We start from the raw sequence: 19880 nt of genomic DNA on the forward strand, positions 1-19880 counted from the left end.
GGCGGCCCAGCAACGCTCCACCCTAAGCTGACCTCATGTCCCTCCCTTCCGACACGCCTGCACGGTTCTCGCTGAATGAGCGCCTGCAAGACGTGACCCATGCCCTCGCCGCATCCACCACGGTTCACGGCGTCTTCGAGATCCTGCTCACCTCGGCCCTGGACACTGTGGATGCCACGACCGGAGCCGTCTTGTTGGTCAACGCGGAAGGCGACCGCCTAGAACTGGCCCACAGCCGCGGCTACAGTCCAGAGGTGCCCACCATCTGGAACGATGGGCCACTCGACGACAGCATCCCCGCTGGGGCGGCGTTGCTCAAGCAGACGGCCCTGTTCTTTGAGCACCAGGACGCGCTGATGCTGGCCTATCCCGATCTCCAAGAGCGGGTCGGCGCCCCACCCCCCGTCGCCACCGCCGTGCTGCCCATGTTCGAGAACCAGCGGGCTCTGGGGCTCATCGTGCTGGACTTCACGGAGCCGCACCACTTTACGCAGGAAGAACGCTTTTTCCTGCGCACCCTGAGTACCCAGTGCGGCATCGCCCTGGGCCGCGCCCGCCTGATGTCAGATTTGCAGCAGCAAGTCGAGGAGCGCACCCAGCAGGTGTACCGGGAAGCCCGCGCGCAGGAAGCCTTTATCGCGTTCACCGAAGCTGTCGGCACCGAAACGGAGGTCTTCTTACTCGCGCAGCACGGCGTCGCCGTGCTGGATCAACGCTTTCCGGGCAGCACCGCGGCCTACTACGAATGCGAAGGGGAGCGCTGGAAACTGCGGGTCGAGAGTAAAAATCTGGCCGAGAATCCAGAGCTGTTAGCGCAGTTGCGAGCTGGTTTACCTCTGGAAACTCCAGTGTTTGCCGCCACGCTCCGCACCCAGGCCCCAGTGTTCGTGGACGCTTGGGACGCCCAGCAGGAGTGGTTGGAGCGCACCAACCAGTATCACGCGGTCGCCACCTATCCCTTCCTGCGGCAGGGTGAGGTGCAGGCGGTGCTGGTGGTCGGTCTCAAAGATCAGCATCACTGGACAGCCAGTGACCGCGCTCTGTTTCTGGCTGTGTGCCGGGGACTGAGTCTGGCCCTCGACCGGGCCGAACAGGTCGAGCAGGTGCAGCACCGCAACCGGGCCCTCGAGGCGTTCTCCCAGCTGGCGCAAGACTTTATGTTTGAAACCCAGCGCGTCCCGTTGGTGCGCCGGGCTCAGGAAATCGTGCTGTCCTTGTTGCCGTCCGGATACGCGGTGTATTACGAACCTGAAGGAGAGCTGTGGCGCTGCCGCTCCCAAGTCGGCGACCTCGGCAACGACGCGCTTCAGGCGTTGGTGGACGCTGGCTTTCCAAGCGAGATCCCGACCCTTCGTCAGCCCTTCGATACCGGTCAGCCTCTGTATCAGGACGTCTACGCACAGGGGAGTGATACAGACGCCGAGGTCGTCAAGCACATCAGGGCGGTGGTTTCGCTGGCTCTTCAGGTGTCGGGAACCACGGTGGGCATCTTTGTGATCGGTCTGTTTCACGAGCGGGCGTGGACGGCAACCGACCGAGCCGTGTTGGAGACGACCATGCACAGCTTGGGCTTGGCGCTGGAACGCGCTGAACATGCCCGGGAACTGACGGTGCAACGCGATATGTTGGACGCCCGAACCCGTTCGCTGAGCGCGGCCAACGAGGAGCTCGAAGCGTTTGCCTACTCGGTCTCGCACGATTTGCGGACGCCTGTTCGGCACCTCACCAGTTTCGCTCAACTGCTCCGCAAGACCCTGGGCGACCGACTGGATGAGAAGTCCGCCCGCTACCTGGGCATCATGGATCAAGCTGCGACTCGCATGACGACGCTGATTGACGCCATCCTGGACCTCTCCCGCACGTCCCAGCAGCCGCTGCACTCGCGGGTGGTGGACATGGGGGCGGTCGTGAGCAGTGCTCGGGAACTGCTTGAACCCGAAGCCCTCGACCGACAGGTGACGTGGACGGTCGGGCCGCTGCCCCTGGTGATGGGTGACCTCGCATTGCTGCGTCAAGTCATGGAGAATTTATTCTCCAATGCACTGAAATACACCGCTCCCCGAGCAGAAGCGCAGATTGAGGTTTGGGCCGAAGAAGGTTCCCAGGACTGGCGCGTCTTCGTGCGGGACAACGGGGTTGGGTTCGATTCGGGGTACACCCACAAGCTGTTCGGGGTGTTTCAGCGGCTGCACCGCCAAGAGGAATTTGAAGGCAACGGCGTCGGACTGGCCAACGTGCGCCGAGTGATCTCCCGGCACGGCGGCACGGTGACCGCTGAGGGAGTGCTGGATCAGGGTGCCACCTTCTCGTTTACACTCCCCAAAGCGCAGTGACGGGGGAACAGGGGCTGTGGCAAGTTTGTGTGACGAACCAAGCTTCCCACGGCTCGGTTCAACACACAAACTTGTCAGAACCCACGGAAGGTCAGCGTACCTCGGCTCAGTTAAGGCAACACGACCACTCAAACACCGTAGGCTGAGGCTTATGCGGATCAAGATCAAGGAGGTGGCGTTGGCAGCCGGGGTCAGTTCGGCCACCGTGTCCAAAGTCCTCTCTGGGCGGGCAGAGTACCCGGTCAATGCCGAGACCGCCATACGGGTACGTCAAGTCGCGCTTGAACTGGGTTACGTTCCTGACGTCGCGGCCCGCAATCTCAGAACCCGCGAGACCGGGCAACTGGGCGTGGTGCTCGAAGCGGTGGGCGCGTCCGAGCCGGACAGCCTGCTGGACGGCGTCTCGGCGGGCGCCGTGCGGCGCACCTTCGATGGAGCGATTCTGGCGGGTCTCAGCGGCGCTGCACGTGACCTGAAGGTGCCCGCCTTGGTGATCTACCCCGGCGGAGACGTCCCCATCCACACGTTTTTGGATGGCCGGGTAGACGGACTGCTGGTCAGCTGTGACCCTCTGCGGGGTCACGGCCTCCTCGATGCCCTGCACGCCGCACCATTGCCTGTGGTGGCCCTCTGGACTCAGCGTGTGCCTCCCAACATCGGCGCCGTAGACGTGGATCATCAGGCTGGCGCGGCGCAAGCGACCCGCCATCTGCTAGAGCTTGGACACCGTGACGTTGCCTTTTACGGTGGCGGCACAGCCAGCGGAGTCGAGCATTTTCACCGCCGTGAAGAAGGGTACCGCCAAGCTCTACATTCGGCTGGGTTGCCGCCCCGCCCCGCTCTGCACGACGGAACTCAGTTGGTCGAGGCAGTGCGGCGCGGCGACATCAGCGCGGTCTTTGCCGAAACGGATTTGGGTGCAGCAGCGGTATTTCACGCCCTTCATGCAGCGGGCCTCAGCGTGCCTGGCGACGTCTCTTTGGTGGGGTTCGACGACATCCTGGGTGCCGAGTACATCGCAGGCGGCCTGACCACCGTGTATCACCCTGCTGCCGAGATGGCGGCCGAAGGCGTGGCGGCCCTGCTGGGCCAATTGGCCGGCGACCCTGCGTGCCAACTCCTGTTGCCCACCCACCTCACTGTGCGCCACAGTACCCGGCGGTACGGCTCCTAAATCTCGTCTGGAATCGGCGAGAAATGCATCCTCGAAAGAGCGACGTTGAGGGCGCAACGGCCTACGCTGGACGAAAACTGGCACCGGCGTCACTGGGATTGACCTTGCCACGCCCCGTTAGTACTACAGTTGCAGTTAAGAGCGTTAGCATGAGGCATGTCGAGCTCTTCCCCTCTGTCTCAACCCCATCACTGGTCGGCTGACTTGAAGGTGCTCCACCAACGGATTGCGTCCCGTTTTACCCGCAGTGAACAACGTCAGCGGGCCTTCGCATACTTGCAGGCTCTCCTCAGCCCTGTTGAGCGCAAGAACGGCTGGCAGATCGCCGAGCAGATCGGTGAGCGCACGCCCTTCGGCGTGCAACGCTTGTTGTCCACGGCGCAGTGGGATGCGGAGGTCGTTCGTGACGACCTCCGCGAGTACGTCCTCGAACACCTTCAGACCCCCGAAGCGGTGCTGATCCTCGATGAAACCGGCTTTCAAGAAGGGCACGCAATCCGCTGGTGTCCAACGGCAGTACAGCGGCACTGCGGGGCGAGTTGAAAACTGTCAAATTGGGGTCTTCCTCGCCTACGCCACGCCTCATGGCACTGCCCTGATCGACCGCGAGCTCTTTTTGCCCAAAAGCTGGGTGGATGATCCTGCCCGGTGTGCAGCGGCTCAGATTCCTGAGACTGTTGGGGCCGCGACCAAGCCACAACTCGCGCTCGCCATGCTTGAGCGGGCTTTTACAGGCGGCGTACACGCCGCCTGGGTCACTGGCGACGCGGTGTATTCGGCTTCCAACGTCCGTAGCTTCCTCGAACAGCGTCAGCAACCATATGTCTTGGCGGTGGCGTCAAATTGTCATGTGTGGACTTGGGACCAGTCTGGTCCCAAGCAAACCCAGGTGGCTGACGTCGCCCAGCAGTTTGAGCCGGATCAGTGGCAGACCTGGAGTGCCGGTTCCGGGAGCAAGGGAGACCGCCTCTTTGAGTGGGCTTGGGTCAGTGTCACCGAATTGATGGGTCCCGCCGTGTCGGCGGGACTCGGGCCGATCCTGCCAGCTGGATTCGAGCGTTGGGTGCTGGTTCGTCGCTCGCTCAAAGACCCCACAGACCTCGCGTATTACCTGGCCTTCGCACCCTCAAGCACGACCTTGCCAGAGGTCGTGCAGGCCGCTGGATCACGGTGGGCGATAGAAGTGGCCTTTGAGATGGCCAAGGGTGAGGTGGGGTTGGATCACTATGAAGTGCGCTCGTGGGTGGGCTGGTACCGACATATCACGCTAGCCCTGTTGGCCCACGCTTTCCTGACCGTGGTCACCGCCCACGAAAAAAAGGGGGGTCAGTCAACGACCCGGAGTTGATTCCATTGACGGTTCCTGAGGTGCGCCGTCTGTTGCGCTTGGTTCTCCCGCAGCACCAGCTCAACCTGCGGATCTGGGAGTGGTCGGGGTGGCGACGACGCCACCAGGCACGAGCCCAACGGTGTCATCGCCAACGTCAACAACGCTGGCTCTCCTCCCGCTAACTGCAACTGTAGTACTAAAACCCAGTGCCTTTTCAATTTGTGTGCTGCCGCGAGTCTCGGTTAACAGACATCTTCCCAGCGAACAGGGATCTATCCGGCCTATGCACTTACGCAATGAAGTGTGACCCCTTGCACTCTCCACTGGACTCTGTATACTTTATCTACCGAAATCGATTTCGTCACGACTGGAGCGCCTAGTAGATGGGCGATACAGACAGCCCTGCTGACCCTCTTTCGGTGTCTGAATGGACTAGGGCTGGCGAAGACCTATCCCGCAGCGGGCCTGATCCCGCCGTTTAAGGAGTGCTATGAACCGATCTGGCAAGCTCATGACCGCCGTCCTCGGCTTCGCCCTGCTGACCGCTTCGCCCGCACTGGCTCAACGTGTCGTGGTCGGCGTCAGCTGGTCTAACTTTCAAGAAGAACGCTGGAAGACCGATGAGGCGGCCATCAAAGCGCAGCTCGCCAAGTTAGGCGCGACGTACATCAGCGCCGATGCCCAGAGCTCCAACGAGAAGCAACTCTCGGATATTGAAAGCTTGGTGACGCGCGGCGCGACCGTGTTGATCGTGCTGGCGCAAGACAGTTCTGCCGTGCTGCCCGCCATTTCCAAGGCCAAAGCAGAGGGCATCCCCGTTGTCTCTTACGACCGCCTCATCGAAGATCCTTGGGCTTTTTACATCTCATTTGACAACAAGGAAGTGGGACGCTTGCAGGCCCGCATGATCTTGAGTGCCAAGCCGCGCGGCAACTATGTGTTCGTCAAAGGGAGCCCCACTGACCCCAATGCCGCGCTGCTGTACGCCGGACAACTGGAAGTGCTGGCCAACGCCATCAAATCGGGGGCCATCAAGAACGTGGGCAACCAGTTTACCGAGGGCTGGCAACCTGAAATTGCCCAGCGCAACATGGAGCAGTTCCTGACCGCCAACCAGAACAAAATTGACGCGGTGGTGGCCTCGAACGACGGCACGGCAGGCGGCGCGGTCGCAGCGCTGGCCGGTGTCGGCATGGCGGGTAAGGTGCCGGTTTCGGGTCAGGATGCCGACAAGGCGGCCCTCAACCGGATCGCCAAGGGCTTGCAAACGGGTACAGTCTGGAAAGATTCGCGCACGCTGGGCACCGAGGCGGCCAAGATCGCCGTGCAGCTGGCCAGAGGTACCAAAGTTGCTGCCGTATCAGGCAGCTCAGTGTTTAGTGGCGGCCCCCGGAAGGTCAAGGTCAGCAGCCTCCTGCTCAAACCCGTGGTCATTACCAAGGCCAACCTGGGTACCCTGATTACCGCCAAATGGGCCACCAAAGCGGAAATCTGTGCTGGCGTCAGCGGTGCGCTGGCCCCCGCAGCCTGTAAATAAGCTCTCTGGATGACGCTCCGGGGAATGGGGGAGAGGTCCTATTCCCCGGTTGTCCTGACCCGAACTCGATTTTGAGCACTGGAGAGCGCATGCAACGAGTCAACACCACCGTCATTCCGCGGGTTCCCGTGATGGCCCGGTTGGGCCTCGACAGCCGCCTGATCTTCATGGTCTTGGCTATCGCGGCAATTTGGATTGTTTTTCACCTCCTCACCAACGGCATCTTCCTGACGTCGCGCAATCTCTGGAACCTCTCGGTTCAAACCGCTTCGGTCGGCGTGATGGTCAGCGGCATGGTGCTGATTATCGTGATGCGCAACATCGACCTCTCCATCGGCTCCATTCTGGGCTTTACCGGCATGGCGATGGCGGTCATCAACTCCCGAATTTTTCCGGAGGACACGTGGTGGGGCGCTGTCCTGACCTTGCTGTTGGGGCTGGCATTGGGCGCGTTGGTGGGGGCCATTCAGGGCACTTGGATCGCCAAGCTCGGGGTGCCTTCTTTTATCGTGACGCTCGGCGGCCTGCTGATTTTTCGCGGCGGAGCTTGGCTCCTGACCAGCGGCCAAACCGTCGCGCCCCTGAGTGACAGCTTTCAAATTCTCGGTGGCGGCCTGAACGGGTCGATTGGCGGCCCCTGGAGCTGGATCGTCGGCTTGGGACTGATGGCTGTGATCTTCGCCTCAGACCTCCGCACCTTTCAGCAGCGGGCGCGGCGCGGCCTGCCCAATCGCTCCGTGTTGGTGCAGGCCCTGTTGACGGGCGCGATGCTGCTGCTGGTGCTGGGGTTCGTGCTGGTCATGAACGGCTACGCCGATCCCCGCAGCGGCCTGCCACGCGGCATCCCGGTTCCAGTGCTTGTGATGCTGGCGGTCACGGCCGTCATGATGTGGGTGGTGCGGGCCACGCGCTTTGGCCGCTACGTCTTCGCCTACGGCGGCAATCCAGAGGCCGCGCGGCTGGCCGGTATCAACACCACTCGCCTCACCATCATGGTGTTCAGTCTGATGGGCTTGCTCGCCGCACTGGCCGGAGCCATTCAGACTGCGCGGCTGAATGCGGGCACCAACTCGACCGGCACTCTGGCCGAACTGAGCGTCATCGCGGCGGCAGTCATCGGCGGCGCGTCGCTGTCCGGCGGCAGTGGCAGCATTCCGGGCGCGTTTTTGGGCGCCGTCCTGATGGCCAGCCTGATCAACGGCATGTTGCTGCTCGATTTGCCCAGTGCATGGCAAAACGTCGTTCAGGGCCTGGTGCTGATGTTGGCCGTCACGTTGGACGTGGTGGTTCAGAAGCGGAGGGTCAAATGACACTGACCAGACAGCAGGACAGCGCTGGAAACGGCAATCTCTCCACGCCTCTGATCGAAACCCGTGGAATTTCCAAGAGTTTCGGCGGCATCCACGCCCTCGAAGACGTCGCGGTTCAGCTGATGCCCGGAGAGGTGCTGGCCCTGCTCGGGCACAACGGCGCGGGCAAATCCACCCTGATCAAAATGCTCTCCGGCGCGTATACCCCCGACACCGGCCAGGTGCTGATGAACGGGCAGGAGGTGCAGCTGAGCAGCCCGCGCGCCGCCCAGCTGCTGGGCATCGAAACCATTTACCAAAACCTCGCACTGGCCGACAACCTTGACGTGGCCGCCAATATCTTTTTGGGCCGGGAACTGCTGCGGGGCGGCGTGCTGGACGAAGACACCATGGAACTGGAAGCCCGCAAGGTGCTGGACCGGCTCAAAGTGAATCTGCCCGACCTTAAAAAGCCGGTGTTCAACCTGTCCGGCGGCCAGCGGCAGTGCATCGCCATCAGCCGCGCCATCTATTTCAAAGCCCGCGTGTTGATTATGGACGAGCCGACGGCGGCGCTCGGCCCGCAGGAAACGGCCCAGGTCAACGAACTCATCAGGTCGCTCAAGCAAGAAGGCGTCGGCATCTTCTTGATCAGCCACGACATGCACGACGTCTTCGATCTGGCCGACCGGGTGACCGTCATGAAAAATGGCCGGGTGGTGGGCAGTTCCCCCACCTCAGACATCACCCAAGACGAGGTGCTGGAAATGATCATCGCGGGCAAGCTGCCGCGTGGTCAGGCGGCTTCCAACTAAAGACCCACCTCCGCACTCCGTCCTCTGTTCAGGAGAGTTCACCATGACCCAGTACATTCCCACCCCCGCAGATAAGTTCACCTTCGGCCTCTGGACAGTCGGTAACGTGGGCCGCGATCCGTTTGGTGAGGCGACCCGCACACCGCTGAGCGCCCCCTACATCACGCAGAAACTCGCCGAACTCGGCGCCTACGGCATCAACTTGCACGACAACGACCTGGTGCCCATCGATGCCAGTGCTCAGGAACGGGATCAGTTGGTGCGTGACTTTCAGACCGCTCTGTCGGATCACGGGTTGGTGGTCCCGATGGCCACCACCAACCTGTTCTCCGATCCGGCTTTCAAAGACGGCGCGTTTACTTCTGCCGACGCGCGGGTTCGGGCCTACGCGCTGCAAAAAACCATGCTCAGCATGGATCTCGGGCATGAACTCGGCGCCACCACTTACGTCTTCTGGGGCGGCCGAGAAGGGACTGAGGTCGATGCCAGTGGCAAACTGCTCGACAGCCTGGCGTGGTTCCGCGACAGCCTGAACTTCCTGGCCCAGTACAGCCAGGCGCAGGGGTACGGTTACCGTTTTGCGCTTGAACCCAAGCCGAACGAACCTCGCGGCGATATCTTTTTCCCTACTGCTGGCAGCATGCTCGGCTTCATCCCGACCCTCGACCAGCCGGAACTGTTCGGCGTCAATCCAGAATTCGCGCACGACACCATGGCGGGTCTGAACTTCGCGCATGCGGTAGCCCAGATCCTGGACGCGGGCAAGCTGTTTCATATCGACCTGAACGACCAGAAAATGGGCCGCTTTGATCAAGATCTGCGTTTTGGGGCGGAGAACATCAAGACCGCGTTTATGCTGGTCAAGTTGCTGGAAGACTCGGGATACGCTGGCCCCAAGCAGTTTGACGCCCACGCGCTGCGCACTGAAGACGAAGCAGGTGTCTGGGCCTTTGCCCGCGGCTGCATGCGCACTTACCTGATCCTGAAAGAGAAAGCCCGGCAGTTCAATGAAGACAGTGAAATTCAGGCGGCTCTGAGCACCTACCGGGTGAACGACGGTGGACTCGAAGAGTTGAGCCGGGGCTTCAGCCTCGAGAAAGCGCAGGCGCTCAAGGCCCAGACCTTTGACCGGGCCGCCCTTGGAGCACGTGGGATGGGCTTAGAGCAGCTCGACCAGCTCACCATCGACCTGCTGCTGGGCGTCCGGTAAGCCGTGGCTGAGGTGACGCTCGGCCTTGACCTCGGCACCAGTGGCGTCAAGGTGGTGGCGCTTGGTGCGGACGGCCGCACGGTGGTGCAGGCTTCCAGAGCCTACCCGCTGCTGACTCCCCAGCCCGGCTGGACGGAACAGCGGCCAGAGGACTGGGTCGCCGCCAGCGTAGAGGCGTTGCGTGAGGTGGCCGAGGTGCTGCTGGCTGCAGGTCACGTGCCCCTGGCGCTGGGCTTAAGTGGGCAAATGCACGGCGCGGTTTTCTTAGACCAGCATGGCGACCCCCTTCGGCCCGCGCCCCTCTGGAACGACCAGCGCACAGCAGCGGCAGTGGCCGAGATCGAACGCGCCATCCCCCGTGCCGACCTGATTGCCCGCACGGGCAACCGCGCGGTGACCGGGTTTCAATTGCCCAAGCTGCTGTGGCTGCGGCAGACAGAGCCGGAAGTGTTCGCCCGGACACGGCAGGTGCTGTTGCCCAAGGACTACTTGGGCTACGTCTTGACGGGGCAAATGCACACCGAACCTTCCGACGCTTCAGGTGTTGGCGCCCTGAATCTCAGTTCTCACAGCTGGGATGAGGAGGTCTTGGGGGCCTTGAACCTGCCTTCTCATCTGTTTCCGGACGTGGTGCGCTCTTGGGACACCGTGGGACACCTCACCGCCTGGGCCGCGCAGCACACGGGTTTGCCGGAGGGGTTGCCGGTGATCGCAGGTGGAGGAGACAACGCCGCTGCAGGCATTGCTCTCGGCCTGACCGCAGCGCGTCCTGAGCTGGGCAGCGTCAGTCTGGGCACGAGTGGCGTGCTGTTTGCTCCCCTGACCCTGCCGACCCCGGATCCTGAGGGACGAGTCCACCTGTTCGCTCATGCGGACGGCGGGTACAACCTGCTCGGGGTGACGCTCGCCTGCGCGGGGGCGCTCCAGTGGCTGCGCGACAAACTCGCGCCCGATACCAGCTTCGACACGCTGCTGACGGAGGCTGTCAGCGTCCCCGACGGCGCGGACGGCGTAACCTTCCTACCTTACTTGGCTGGGGAGCGTAGCCCGTGGATGGATCCGAACCTGCGGGCCAGTTGGACGGGCCTGTCACTGGCGCATGGTCGGGGGCACCTGACCCGGGCGCTGCTGGAGGGCACGGTCATGGCCCTCTCGGATACGTTTGAAGTCATGAGACCCCTGGTGAACGTGACGTCGTTCCTGGCCACTGGCGGAGGTGCCCGCAGTGACCTGTGGCTGGGCCTCGTCGCCGGAGGACTGGGCTCAGATATTCAGCGGTCTCTGCAGGAGCCGGGCGCTGCAGAGGGAGCCGCAATCTTGGCGATGCCTGCTTCGGGGGTATACCGCACCCTCCAAGAAGCCATGGAAGCGCTGCGACCTCAGGGCCGCAGCATCCAGGCAGTGGAGACCACCCAAGCCAAGCATCAGCACATTGAAGCATTGAAGCACCAACGCTGAAGGCTGAACCGAAAGGATAAAAAAGTGTCCCTCAGCGGCAAGAGCTTGACTGATGAATTGGTGAGGGGCCGCTCTCCTGCTGAGATTGAACTTAGCGAAGGTTCTTTTTTCGTCACGTAAATGAAGAATCTAATCTAGTTGTGCAAAAGGGAAGCCTTTAGCGGTTGACAGCGGAGGCTCAAGCTGCTGTTTGAGACCAGGATGGTTTCGGCCGCGGCTGGCCGAACACCAGGTGCTTCAGCGTGATCAGCCCGCACTCTCTCCAGCCTTCGTCCTGCCCCCTATCAACTAAGAGAGACGGTATGCCCGCCTGAGCCCGCGCTGGAGCCGGCGGGAGAGCGTCTGCATGCCCAAAGACAACATCCTTACTTACCACCAGACCCACCCTTTAGACCTCGTCACTATTGAAGCCCTGAGACTGAAAGGGCTTCAACCTGCGGACGGTCAACCCGTGGCCGCCCTCTTTAAGCTCCGGACCGGCGACCGTGAACACCTCTGTGGCTTGTACCGCCGAGCAGACGCGGTGGCGCTGCAGGTCAAACAGCAGCCCTAACTGCCCCTAGGGCCAGCTGGACGACAGCCGAGCAGAAAACGGCTGCCTGCATCCGCACGGCTGCTCGAGCCACAGATCGACTTGCCGCCTGCGAGCAAGGCAAGCAGGATGTTCAGGTCTGCCAGAACGACTGCTTCAATCTCAACGTGGTGATGATCCTTCCTGAGGGATGTCCTCCAACGTGGTCTTCAGGTAACCGAGCAGCGCCATCCGCACTTGCTGGCGAACGTGCGGATCAGAAGCGGCGTCTGGCGCGAGGGTATAGAGCGCATCGGAAATGTGAATGGTCATCCGGGCCAGCAACCGGTTGTGCTCCGGAAGGCTTTCTGGGCGCCGCATCAGGGCCATATGTTCCAGCCGTTCCTGTATGGCCCTACGAACCGTGAGGCTGGGGTCTCCGGTTGGGCTGTTGGTCAGCAGGAAGCCCAGCAACCCGCCGGATTCCCGCTGCAATCTGGCATGAACGCCCAGAACCTCATCAATAAGTTCAACCACCGGGCGGTGTGGATAGGCCAGTGCCACATCGAGTTCAGCGCCGAGTCGCTGCGTCCAGATGATTTGCAGCTCGGACAGCAGCGCTGTCTTGTTAGGGAAAAACTGGTACAGCGATCCCACCGAGACGCCTGCGGTCTCAGCAATCCGGTTGGTCGTGGCGGCCTCAAAGCCTTCTTCCAGGAAGACCCGAGCGGCGGCCAACAACAGCCGCTCCACCATCTGGCGGCTGCGGGCCTGCTGCGGCCGCTTCCGCGCTAATAACGCGAGTTCTTCGTCACTTTTTACGACGTTTCTCGTGTTAGCAACACTATTTTTCACCGTATAGAACGCGAGTTGTCAAGATGAGTTTTTATTCGCATACTGACACTCTAGCTTAAAGGAGACGCCGTGCTTCAACCTGATTTTCTGCAGGTGCAATCTGTCCGAACCCGCCATATCAAGCGGGGCAACGGTGACCCTGTCGTGCTGTTGCACGGCATCGGGCGCAGTCTTGAAGACTGGTTCGACACGATTCCTGCACTGGCTGAGCGGTACCAGGTGTACGTCCCCGACCTGATTGGCTTCGGCCTGACTGACAAGCCGGATGTGCCCTACACCCTGCCAGGACTGGCCCGGTTCGTCCAGCACTACCTCAGTGCGGCCGGTGAGACGCGCCCGGTGACCCTGATTGGGAACTCCCTGGGCGGCGCGGTCGCGCAGCAATTCGCCGTCATGTATCCAGAACAGACGAAGAACCTCGTGCTGGCCAACAGTGCTGGTTTTGGACAGGAGGTCGCGGTTGCCCTCCGCCTGCTGGCTGTGCCGCGCCTGGGCGAGCGAATGATGGCCCCGAATCCCCGGAACAGCGCCCGGGTGGTCAAGAGCCTCTTTCACGATCCACAGTTCGCGACTGCCGAACGCCGCGCGCACGCCCAGTTCCTCGCCGGGCAACCTGGCCGCGCCCTCTCTTACCTGCGCGTGGCGCGGTACCTGGGCAGCTGGCGAGGCGTCCATCAGACCTGGCGTGACACCCTCACCCGTCAGCTGGCCAAACAACAGATCCCCACCCTGATCGTCTGGGGTGAGCACGACCGGGTGCTGCCGGCCCATCACCTGCGCGCCGCCCAGACGCTGTATCCCCATGCCCGCACCCATCTCTTTGCCTCAACCGGCCACCTGCCACAAATTGAGCAGGCGTCAGCCTTCAATGCTCTTATCCTCAACTTTCTGGGAGAACACCTATGATTCCTTACACCTTTGCAGGCGGCACCGCCGTTTTGACTGGAGCGGCCAGCGGGATCGGCAAGGCGCTCGCGATTGACCTTGCCGCACGTGGCAGTCACCTGGCCCTCATCGACCAGAATCAGGCGGGACTGGACAGCGTCACCGCCATGTTACAGCGCCAATATCCAGCGCTTCGGGTCACCACCCATGTATTCGATCTGAGCGAGACAGCGAAAATCCCAGAACTCGCTGACGCCGTGCTGCGCGAACACCGGCGCGTGACCCTTCTGATCAATAACGCGGGTGTAGCTCTGGGCGGCACGTTCGAGGAAATCAGCTTGGAAGACTTCGAATGGGTGCAGGCCATTAATTTCCGCGCGGTCGTCGCGATGTGCAAAGCGTTCCTGCCCGCACTGAAGGCGGAGCTGTATCCGCACATCGTGAATGTCTCCAGCCTGTACGGCATTGCCGCTCCTCCTGGACAGATTGCCTACAGCGCCAGCAAGTTCGCTGTGCGCGGCTTCTCAGAGGTTCTCCGCCACGAACTGGCGCCGCACCACATTGGCGTCACGGTCGTGCATCCAGGAGGTGTCCGCACCGAGATCGCCAACAGCGCTCGGGTGGGCAGAGGCGTCACAGCGAGCGCTCAGGAAGCCGAAGCTCAGCGTCAGGCCATGAACCGCCTGTTGCGCCTTGAACCAGCGAACGCGGCGCAGCTGATCCTGCGGGGGCTTGAATGCCGGTCTCCCCGGGTGGTGGTGGGCACCGACGCCAAAGTGGTTGACCTGCTCGTGCGCGCCCTGCCCGGCATGTACTGGCCGGTGCTGAGCCGGGTGCTGTCCTCGCGCCGAACAGGACCGGGCCGTGGGTAAAGGGCGGCAGTTGACCGCGTTAGGTGCAGCGCTGGGCGCCCTTGCTGTAGGCAGCATGTGGCTCCGAGCCACACGACGTCGACCAGGACAGGTCTCGTTCCCACATGCGCCGTCAGACGGCCCCTGTCCACTCGACGTACTGATTATCGGGGCAGGCCTATCCGGCATTGGCGCGGCGCGGCACCTGCTGGCCAAAGCGCCAGATAAACAATTCGAACTGTTGGAGGCCAGAGACGCCATCGGGGGCACGTGGGATCTGTTCCGGTACCCTGGGATTCGCTCGGATTCCGACGTGTACACCCTGGGTTACAGCTTCAAGCCCTGGACCGGACACAAGTCCATCGCGGACGGCCCGGACATTCGGGATTACATTCAGGAGGCGGCCGACGAGGCCGGCATCACGCCGCGTATCCGTTTCGGACACCGAGTGAAGGGCGCCGCGTGGTCGTCCTCGGAGCAGCTCTGGACGGTCACCGCCGAGCACCGGGACGCCCAGGGTCACCTCCAGCGGGTGACCCGCCAGGCGAAGTTCCTGTTCCTATGCAGTGGCTATTACAGCTATGACGAGGGGCACCGCCCCGAATTTTCGAACGAGACCGCGTTTCAGGGGCAGATTGTCCACCCTCAGTTCTGGCCAGAAGATCTGGATTACGCGGGCAAACGGGTGGTGGTGATCGGCAGCGGGGCCACGGCGGTGACGCTCGTTCCGGCACTCGCGGAGCGGGCCGCGCACGTCACCATGCTGCAACGCTCGCCGTCCGACGTGGCCGTCCGACCACTGGTAGACCAGACCGCACTCAAGCTTCAGCGGTGGCTCCCAGCACAAACGTCGCACGGGCTGGTGCGCTGGAAGAATATTCTCCTCAGCCTGCTGTACTACCAGGTGGCGAGGCGGTACCCCAAAAGGTTCCGGCAGCGCCTGCACCAATCCGCACAGGAATACCTTGGGCATCACTTTGACGCGGCCATGTTCACGCCTACCTACAACCCTTGGGATCAGCGGGTGTGCGCCGTTCCTGATGGTGACCTGTTCGTGGCGATTCGGGACGGCAGGGCGTCGATCGTGACCGACACGATCAAGCGCTTTACCTCGGTCGGCATCGAATTGTCCTCGGGCAAGGCTCTGGACGCTGACCTCGTCGTCACGGCGACTGGGCTCAAGCTGAACGTACTGGGAAACATTCTGTTCACCGTGGACGAACGACCCATCGATGTCCCCCGAACCCTGGTCTACAAAGGAATGATGCTCAGCGGCGTCCCAAATTTTGCGTATGCCTTCGGTTACACCAACTCATCGTGGACTCTGAAAGCAGAACTCACCGCAGATTACGTGTGCCGCCTGCTCAATCACATGGACGGGCACGGTCTCACAAGTGTTGTGCCGCAGGCGGATCCATCTGTGGAAGAGCAGCCTATGCTGAATTTCAGTTCCGGGTATGTCACCCGGAGTGCACACGCTCTTCCCAAGCAGGGGTCAAAGAGGCCCTGGCAGGTCTATCAGAACTACCTGCTGGACAAATACACCATGCAGCTCTCTCCCCTCAATGACGCCACCCTGAAATTCACGGGCCCCCGCCAGGTTTAGAGACAGATGGATCACTGAACGGGGAAGGCCGCCATGATGACGTCATGGCGGCCTTCTATCCTCTGCGCGCAGGTTTCCTTGAGAACTGGACTTCGAGCCTTGGATGCCGCACTTAACGCTGGCTTCCCGATGAGTGGTTCTCAAGCAAAGTTACGGGGCTGAGCGGAGCTGACCTTGAGGTTGCCGAGGTGTGGGCGGAGTGGTAGGTGCGTGGGCTTACCGACACCCAGTTTCGCGTGCAGATAGCCGAGCGGAGCGACCTGGTACATCACCTGAAAGGGGTGCAGGTGTTGGGCGCTCCTGACGTCAACATGATGGTTTTGGCTGTTGATCCCGCGTCCATCTGCACAGCCCGTGCAGCCGTGAAGCCCCTACCAGGAAGCCCGGTCTCCTTTTTCTGAACCGCGAGGACAGTCATAGGGGTAGGTGGTGTGCCTGAGATGACGCCTGAACGGGATCGAGAACGCCCCCAAATCTCCCAGTGTACATGCCGGTCGTCTGGGAAAGCTGCTGGACTTCACTGTGAGCGGCAGCTGGGTCACCTTCGATCCCTCCCCGCTGAGCGACTACACCGCGGCCGTCACCGGCCTGAACGGCCAGACCTACCGTGATGAGAACCGCGGTGACGTCGGAGGTCGCCGCCGAACAGGGCGGCACCTTCACCGACTCGCCACCTGACGTCATCCAGGACGGCGACCTCACCACCGGCGAGGTGGACGAACAGATCCCGTGAGGTGAGTCCAGACGGTGCCGGTTGCTGGGGTGCGTCGACCGGCCAGCTGTTGAGCACCACGTCACTCTTTACCAGGAATCGAGAGCTTTAGGTCAGAACTCCAGGATTTTAGGCAAGCATCTTCCGATCCGGCTTTGTAAACTTCCCTCACGTGTTCGAGGTCAGGACACATGAGCGGAGAATCGGCACGAGCCGTGTATGAGCAGACAGCTCTTCCCGCCCGATGCACAGTCCCTGCCAACTACGCCTCATATCGTCCTTTGAAAAGTGCTCGACGGTTCAGCCGCCGAGGCGCTGAACTCTGTCACCGACAAGGCGTACCAGACCGTTGGCACTCCAGAAAGCCTGCCAGCGCTCAAGCTCGGCATCACCGTTCCCAAGGAGGAATTGACGACATGACCACGAAACTCAAGTTTGCCCCGCTCGCACTTGCGCTTGCGCTCCTGGCCCCCGCGCCCACCTTCGCTCAATCCAGCACGATTCCCAGTACCCCAGCTCAAAGCAGCACGGCTCAGCGCGGCCTGGGCTCTCTCGTCGGGGTCTGGCGCATGACATCGTTGGAAGTCGGCACCCCAGGAAATCTTTAGCCCATCCCCTACTCCGGCCAGATCGTCTTCACCTCTTCCGGCACCATGCCGGTGCAGGCCATGAACCCCAACCGTGCGGCCCCGGACACCGCCTACACGGTGAATGGCTACGAAGCCTTTTACGGAACCGTCCGTGTCAACAACGCGGCCAAGACGTTCGTTGTGACCGTTGCGTCCTCCCTGGCCCGCGACCTCATCGGACAACGCCTGACGCGCGGCTTCAACGTGTCAGGGAAGACGTTTGTCCTGACGCCAGTCGACCCGAATCGTTGACGTTTCAGCCCCAAGCCCAGCAGGAAGCGCTGCATGCAGCGCGAGACGCCATGGTTGATGCACAAGCGCGGCGCCGCTACCAGCGGCGCGCGGGCATTGAGGGCACCCTTTCACAGGGGGTTCGAGCCTTCGGACTGAGAAGGTGTCGCTATCGGGGAGTGCAAAAAACGTCTCTCCAGCATGTGTTGATTGCCCTAGCCACCAATGGAGTTCGGCTCTGTGCCTGGCTGGACGGGGATCGGCCCGTCAGAACCAGGCGCTCGCGCTTCGCTCAATTGCGTGCCGCCTGAATTCGCCAGCAGAATCCCTTCCCTTTTGCATGCTCAGCGTACGGTCAGGATTGATCTGTGTCGTAACCCCAGAAACGCGCGTTCAGGGAACACGTCGGCGGCGGAACGGTTGCTGTTGCGCTCGAACTCGTCCGCCCATCCCATGCCCAGTGCGCCCCGGGCTGTGGCCTGACGTCGAACTCTGCCTCCGGCGTCGTGTAGCTTCACACGCCGGAGGACGCGAATTCCCTGTATGCATTGCCGCTGCTGGCCACCGATGTGTCTCACCTGTCGCCAGCCCTGATCCTGACGTCCGAGTATGACCTGCTCCGGAATGATGGGGAAGGGGAGGCGGAGTATTGAAGCGGAAGAAGAGATTTCGTCTCCACCTCTTCTCAGGAAGCTGCTCCAGGGGCCAGCAGTTCCAGCGTGCGGTGCTGGTGTTCTTCGGCAACGGCCAGGTTGACCAAGATCAGCTCATCGGCCTGCACTTCCCTAACCAACGCTTTAAGGCCACTCACCACGTCTGACTGCGTGCCGACAATGGTGCGGTCAAGCATTCCCAGAATCTGCTGCGCCTGGGGGTGCCCTCGCACCGCCATGAGGTCCTCTGGACTCAGTGCTTGTCCACGGCCCAGAAAAGTCTGGAGCCAGCCATCTTCAGCCCGCCTCCGCTGGTCACGGGCCGTACTGGTGTCGTCCGCAGCAATCACGTTGACAGCCGCTATCAAGTGCGGTTTCGCATCCGGGCCTGCGAGTGGGCCGCGGGCGTCGAAGGTCTCCCGGTACATCCGGGCCGCTTCATTCAGCGCTGCGGGAGCAAAGTGAGAAGCGAAAGCATAGGGCAGGCCGAACTGGGCGGCCAATTGTGCACCGAACAGTGATGATCCAAGGATGTACAGCGGCACATGGGTTCCCGCACCCGGGTAGGCGTTCACGCCAGAGATGCGCGAATCCCCACTGAGGTAACCGTGCAGCTCGAGGACGTCGTTGGGAAAATGGTCTGCTTCGCGTCCGTCGCGCCGCAGTGCACGCATGGTCGCCCCGTCCGTTCCGGGGGCGCGGCCCAGGCCCAGGTCAATGCGGCCTGGATAGAGCGTTTCCAGCATGCCGAATTGCTCCGCGATCACCAGCGGCGAGTGATTGGGCAGCATGACGCCACCCGCGCCCACCCGCAGATGCTCGGTCTGCGCGGCCACGTGCTGAATCATTAGAGAGGTCGCCCCCGACGCGATGGTGGGCGCGTTGTGGTGCTCGGCAAACCACAGGCGGTGATAGCCGAGCCGGTCGGCGGTGCGGGCCAGCCGCACACTCCGGGCGATGCCTTCAGCGGCAGGTTCATCTTTATGGACTCGGGTGAGGTCAAGCAGGGACAGGGGAACAGCAAAAGTCATAGGGCATTCTCCTAAGAAACGGTTGGACTTTACGGTGAGCGAAGCCTGGAGCCTAAAAGTGGAAGGCATTCAGTCGGGTGTGTGGCCTGCACTGGGGTCGCGGCAAGCCGAGGGCAGGGGTGATCTGAACTTCAGACCACCCCTGCGATGACCGTTGACCACGTTTGGGAGGCTTGTTGCTGATTGCTTCGGCACGTCGTGGCGGAAACGCTGGTGCGGGCATGAGGGTGGAGGCGGGTAATCTCGGCGTGCAACCTCAGACCTTCTTGTGCGCGTTTCCGTCGTGTGAACCGGGAGTGCTGGTCGTGCTCCAAGACATTCTTCAAGCGGCGTTGCGAGCGTTTGCCGATGAGGCGAGGCCAGCGCCGAGAATGCCAATGTTCATGGTGGACTTTTGGTGGTGTCTGGGCGGTCATACCCGCTCTGAATCAGGGGGCGGAGGCGCTTGGCGTCATCCGTAAACCCTGCCCCTCGGATCCAGGCGACGGCCGTCGTAGCCAGGAACAGGTCACGCGACTGTACCTCAGGGCGGACATGGCCCTGCCGTTGAGCCGCTTGGAGGAACTCATCCGTCATCGCAATCAACTGATCGCAGGGGTAAGTCAATGGACTGTCCGGTGCGCTTGCCCGGGCCGCCGCCATCAGGGGTTCAGGCAGGCCGCTAAAGGCATTGAGGTAGTCCTCCAGGGCGCACAACCAGTGCTGCAGGGCCTCATCCGAGTCGGCAATCTGGATCAGGGTTGCGCGACGCGCGACCAATTCCTGGGAGT

General features: G+C 62.0%; 19 protein-coding genes and 1 pseudogene. 17 read left to right on the top strand and 3 right to left on the bottom strand.

Annotated features, from left to right (window positions below):
• Window positions 1–35 precede the first annotated feature (35 nt).
• The 9 genes and pseudogenes from M1R55_RS17460 to M1R55_RS17500 all read left to right on the top strand — a co-directional run bounded on the left by M1R55_RS17460 (window position 36) and on the right by M1R55_RS17500 (window position 11699).
• Window positions 36–2333, top strand: a complete 2298-nt coding sequence (locus tag M1R55_RS17460) for a GAF domain-containing protein (RefSeq protein ID WP_249394809.1) — start codon at window positions 36–38, stop codon at window positions 2331–2333.
• Between the two features lie 151 nt (window positions 2334–2484).
• On the top strand, window positions 2485–3507 hold the full coding sequence (locus M1R55_RS17465; RefSeq protein ID WP_249394810.1) for a LacI family DNA-binding transcriptional regulator: 1023 nt from the start codon (window positions 2485–2487) through the stop codon (window positions 3505–3507).
• A 156-nt stretch (window positions 3508–3663) separates the two neighbouring features.
• A pseudogene (locus M1R55_RS17470) lies at window positions 3664–4855 on the top strand (IS701 family transposase).
• Between the two features lie 472 nt (window positions 4856–5327).
• A complete protein-coding gene (gene xylF, locus M1R55_RS17475; protein WP_249394811.1) occupies window positions 5328–6374 on the top strand; it encodes a D-xylose ABC transporter substrate-binding protein in 1047 nt (348 codons plus the stop codon).
• 89 nt (window positions 6375–6463) lie between these two features.
• The gene (locus M1R55_RS17480) at window positions 6464–7684 is read left to right on the top strand and encodes a sugar ABC transporter permease (protein ID WP_249394812.1); all 1221 of its coding nucleotides are present in this window, start codon (window positions 6464–6466) and stop codon (window positions 7682–7684) included.
• Complete coding sequence (locus M1R55_RS17485; RefSeq protein WP_249394813.1) at window positions 7681–8478, top strand: ATP-binding cassette domain-containing protein; 798 nt, start codon at window positions 7681–7683, stop codon at window positions 8476–8478. Before M1R55_RS17480 ends, M1R55_RS17485 begins: the two co-directional genes overlap by 4 nt.
• Window positions 8479–8521: 43 nt before the next feature.
• Window positions 8522–9688: a xylose isomerase gene (gene xylA / locus M1R55_RS17490; RefSeq protein WP_249394814.1), complete on the top strand. Its 1167-nt coding sequence runs from the start codon at window positions 8522–8524 to the stop codon at window positions 9686–9688.
• 3 nt (window positions 9689–9691) lie between these two features.
• Window positions 9692–11146 carry a xylulokinase gene (gene xylB / locus M1R55_RS17495; protein WP_249394815.1) on the top strand — a complete coding sequence of 485 codons (1455 nt, stop codon included), beginning with the start codon at window positions 9692–9694 and terminating at the stop codon, window positions 11144–11146.
• Between the two features lie 346 nt (window positions 11147–11492).
• Complete coding sequence (locus M1R55_RS17500) at window positions 11493–11699, top strand: hypothetical protein (protein WP_249394816.1); 207 nt, start codon at window positions 11493–11495, stop codon at window positions 11697–11699.
• 141 nt (window positions 11700–11840) lie between these two features.
• Here the strand turns inward: M1R55_RS17500 and M1R55_RS17505 are convergent, their stop codons facing one another.
• Window positions 11841–12398, bottom strand: a complete 558-nt coding sequence (locus M1R55_RS17505; RefSeq protein ID WP_249394817.1) for a TetR/AcrR family transcriptional regulator — start codon at window positions 12396–12398, stop codon at window positions 11841–11843.
• Between the two features lie 183 nt (window positions 12399–12581).
• Here M1R55_RS17505 and M1R55_RS17510 point away from each other — a divergent pair, with 183 nt between their 5' ends.
• From M1R55_RS17510 to M1R55_RS17540, 8 genes are all read left to right on the top strand, one after another.
• Window positions 12582–13418 (top strand): alpha/beta fold hydrolase, encoded by an 837-nt coding sequence (locus M1R55_RS17510; protein ID WP_249394818.1) that lies wholly within the window; start codon window positions 12582–12584, stop codon window positions 13416–13418.
• A complete protein-coding gene (locus tag M1R55_RS17515; protein ID WP_249394819.1) occupies window positions 13415–14269 on the top strand; it encodes an SDR family oxidoreductase in 855 nt (284 codons plus the stop codon). The genes M1R55_RS17510 and M1R55_RS17515 overlap by 4 nt, the downstream gene beginning before the upstream one ends.
• 55 nt (window positions 14270–14324) lie before the next feature.
• Window positions 14325–15854, top strand: a complete 1530-nt coding sequence (locus tag M1R55_RS17520) for an NAD(P)/FAD-dependent oxidoreductase (protein WP_249394820.1) — start codon at window positions 14325–14327, stop codon at window positions 15852–15854.
• Window positions 15855–16854: 1000 nt separating this feature from the next.
• The gene (locus M1R55_RS31765; RefSeq protein ID WP_256566020.1) at window positions 16855–16986 is read left to right on the top strand and encodes a hypothetical protein; all 132 of its coding nucleotides are present in this window, start codon (window positions 16855–16857) and stop codon (window positions 16984–16986) included.
• Window positions 16983–17174 carry a hypothetical protein gene (locus M1R55_RS17525; RefSeq protein WP_249394821.1) on the top strand — a complete coding sequence of 64 codons (192 nt, stop codon included), beginning with the start codon at window positions 16983–16985 and terminating at the stop codon, window positions 17172–17174. Before M1R55_RS31765 ends, M1R55_RS17525 begins: the two co-directional genes overlap by 4 nt.
• 60 nt (window positions 17175–17234) lie before the next feature.
• Window positions 17235–17447, top strand: a complete 213-nt coding sequence (locus M1R55_RS17530) for a hypothetical protein (RefSeq protein ID WP_249394822.1) — start codon at window positions 17235–17237, stop codon at window positions 17445–17447.
• Window positions 17444–17737 carry a transposase gene (locus M1R55_RS17535; protein WP_249394823.1) on the top strand — a complete coding sequence of 98 codons (294 nt, stop codon included), beginning with the start codon at window positions 17444–17446 and terminating at the stop codon, window positions 17735–17737. The genes M1R55_RS17530 and M1R55_RS17535 overlap by 4 nt, the downstream gene beginning before the upstream one ends.
• A 258-nt stretch (window positions 17738–17995) precedes the next feature.
• Window positions 17996–18079 carry an alpha/beta hydrolase gene (locus M1R55_RS17540; RefSeq protein ID WP_249394851.1) on the top strand — a complete coding sequence of 28 codons (84 nt, stop codon included), beginning with the start codon at window positions 17996–17998 and terminating at the stop codon, window positions 18077–18079.
• A gap of 32 nt (window positions 18080–18111) precedes the next feature.
• Here the strand turns inward: M1R55_RS17540 and M1R55_RS17545 are convergent, their stop codons facing one another.
• Window positions 18112–19110, bottom strand: coding sequence for an LLM class flavin-dependent oxidoreductase (locus tag M1R55_RS17545; protein ID WP_249394824.1), 999 nt, complete (start codon window positions 19108–19110; stop codon window positions 18112–18114).
• A gap of 381 nt (window positions 19111–19491) precedes the next feature.
• Window positions 19492–19869: a hypothetical protein gene (locus tag M1R55_RS32200; protein WP_371827241.1), complete on the bottom strand. Its 378-nt coding sequence runs from the start codon at window positions 19867–19869 to the stop codon at window positions 19492–19494.
• Between the last annotated feature and the right edge of the window lie 11 nt (window positions 19870–19880).

It is taken from the genome of Deinococcus sp. QL22 (genome assembly GCF_023370075.1).
In the GTDB taxonomy this organism is placed as follows: Bacteria; Deinococcota; Deinococci; order Deinococcales; family Deinococcaceae; genus Deinococcus.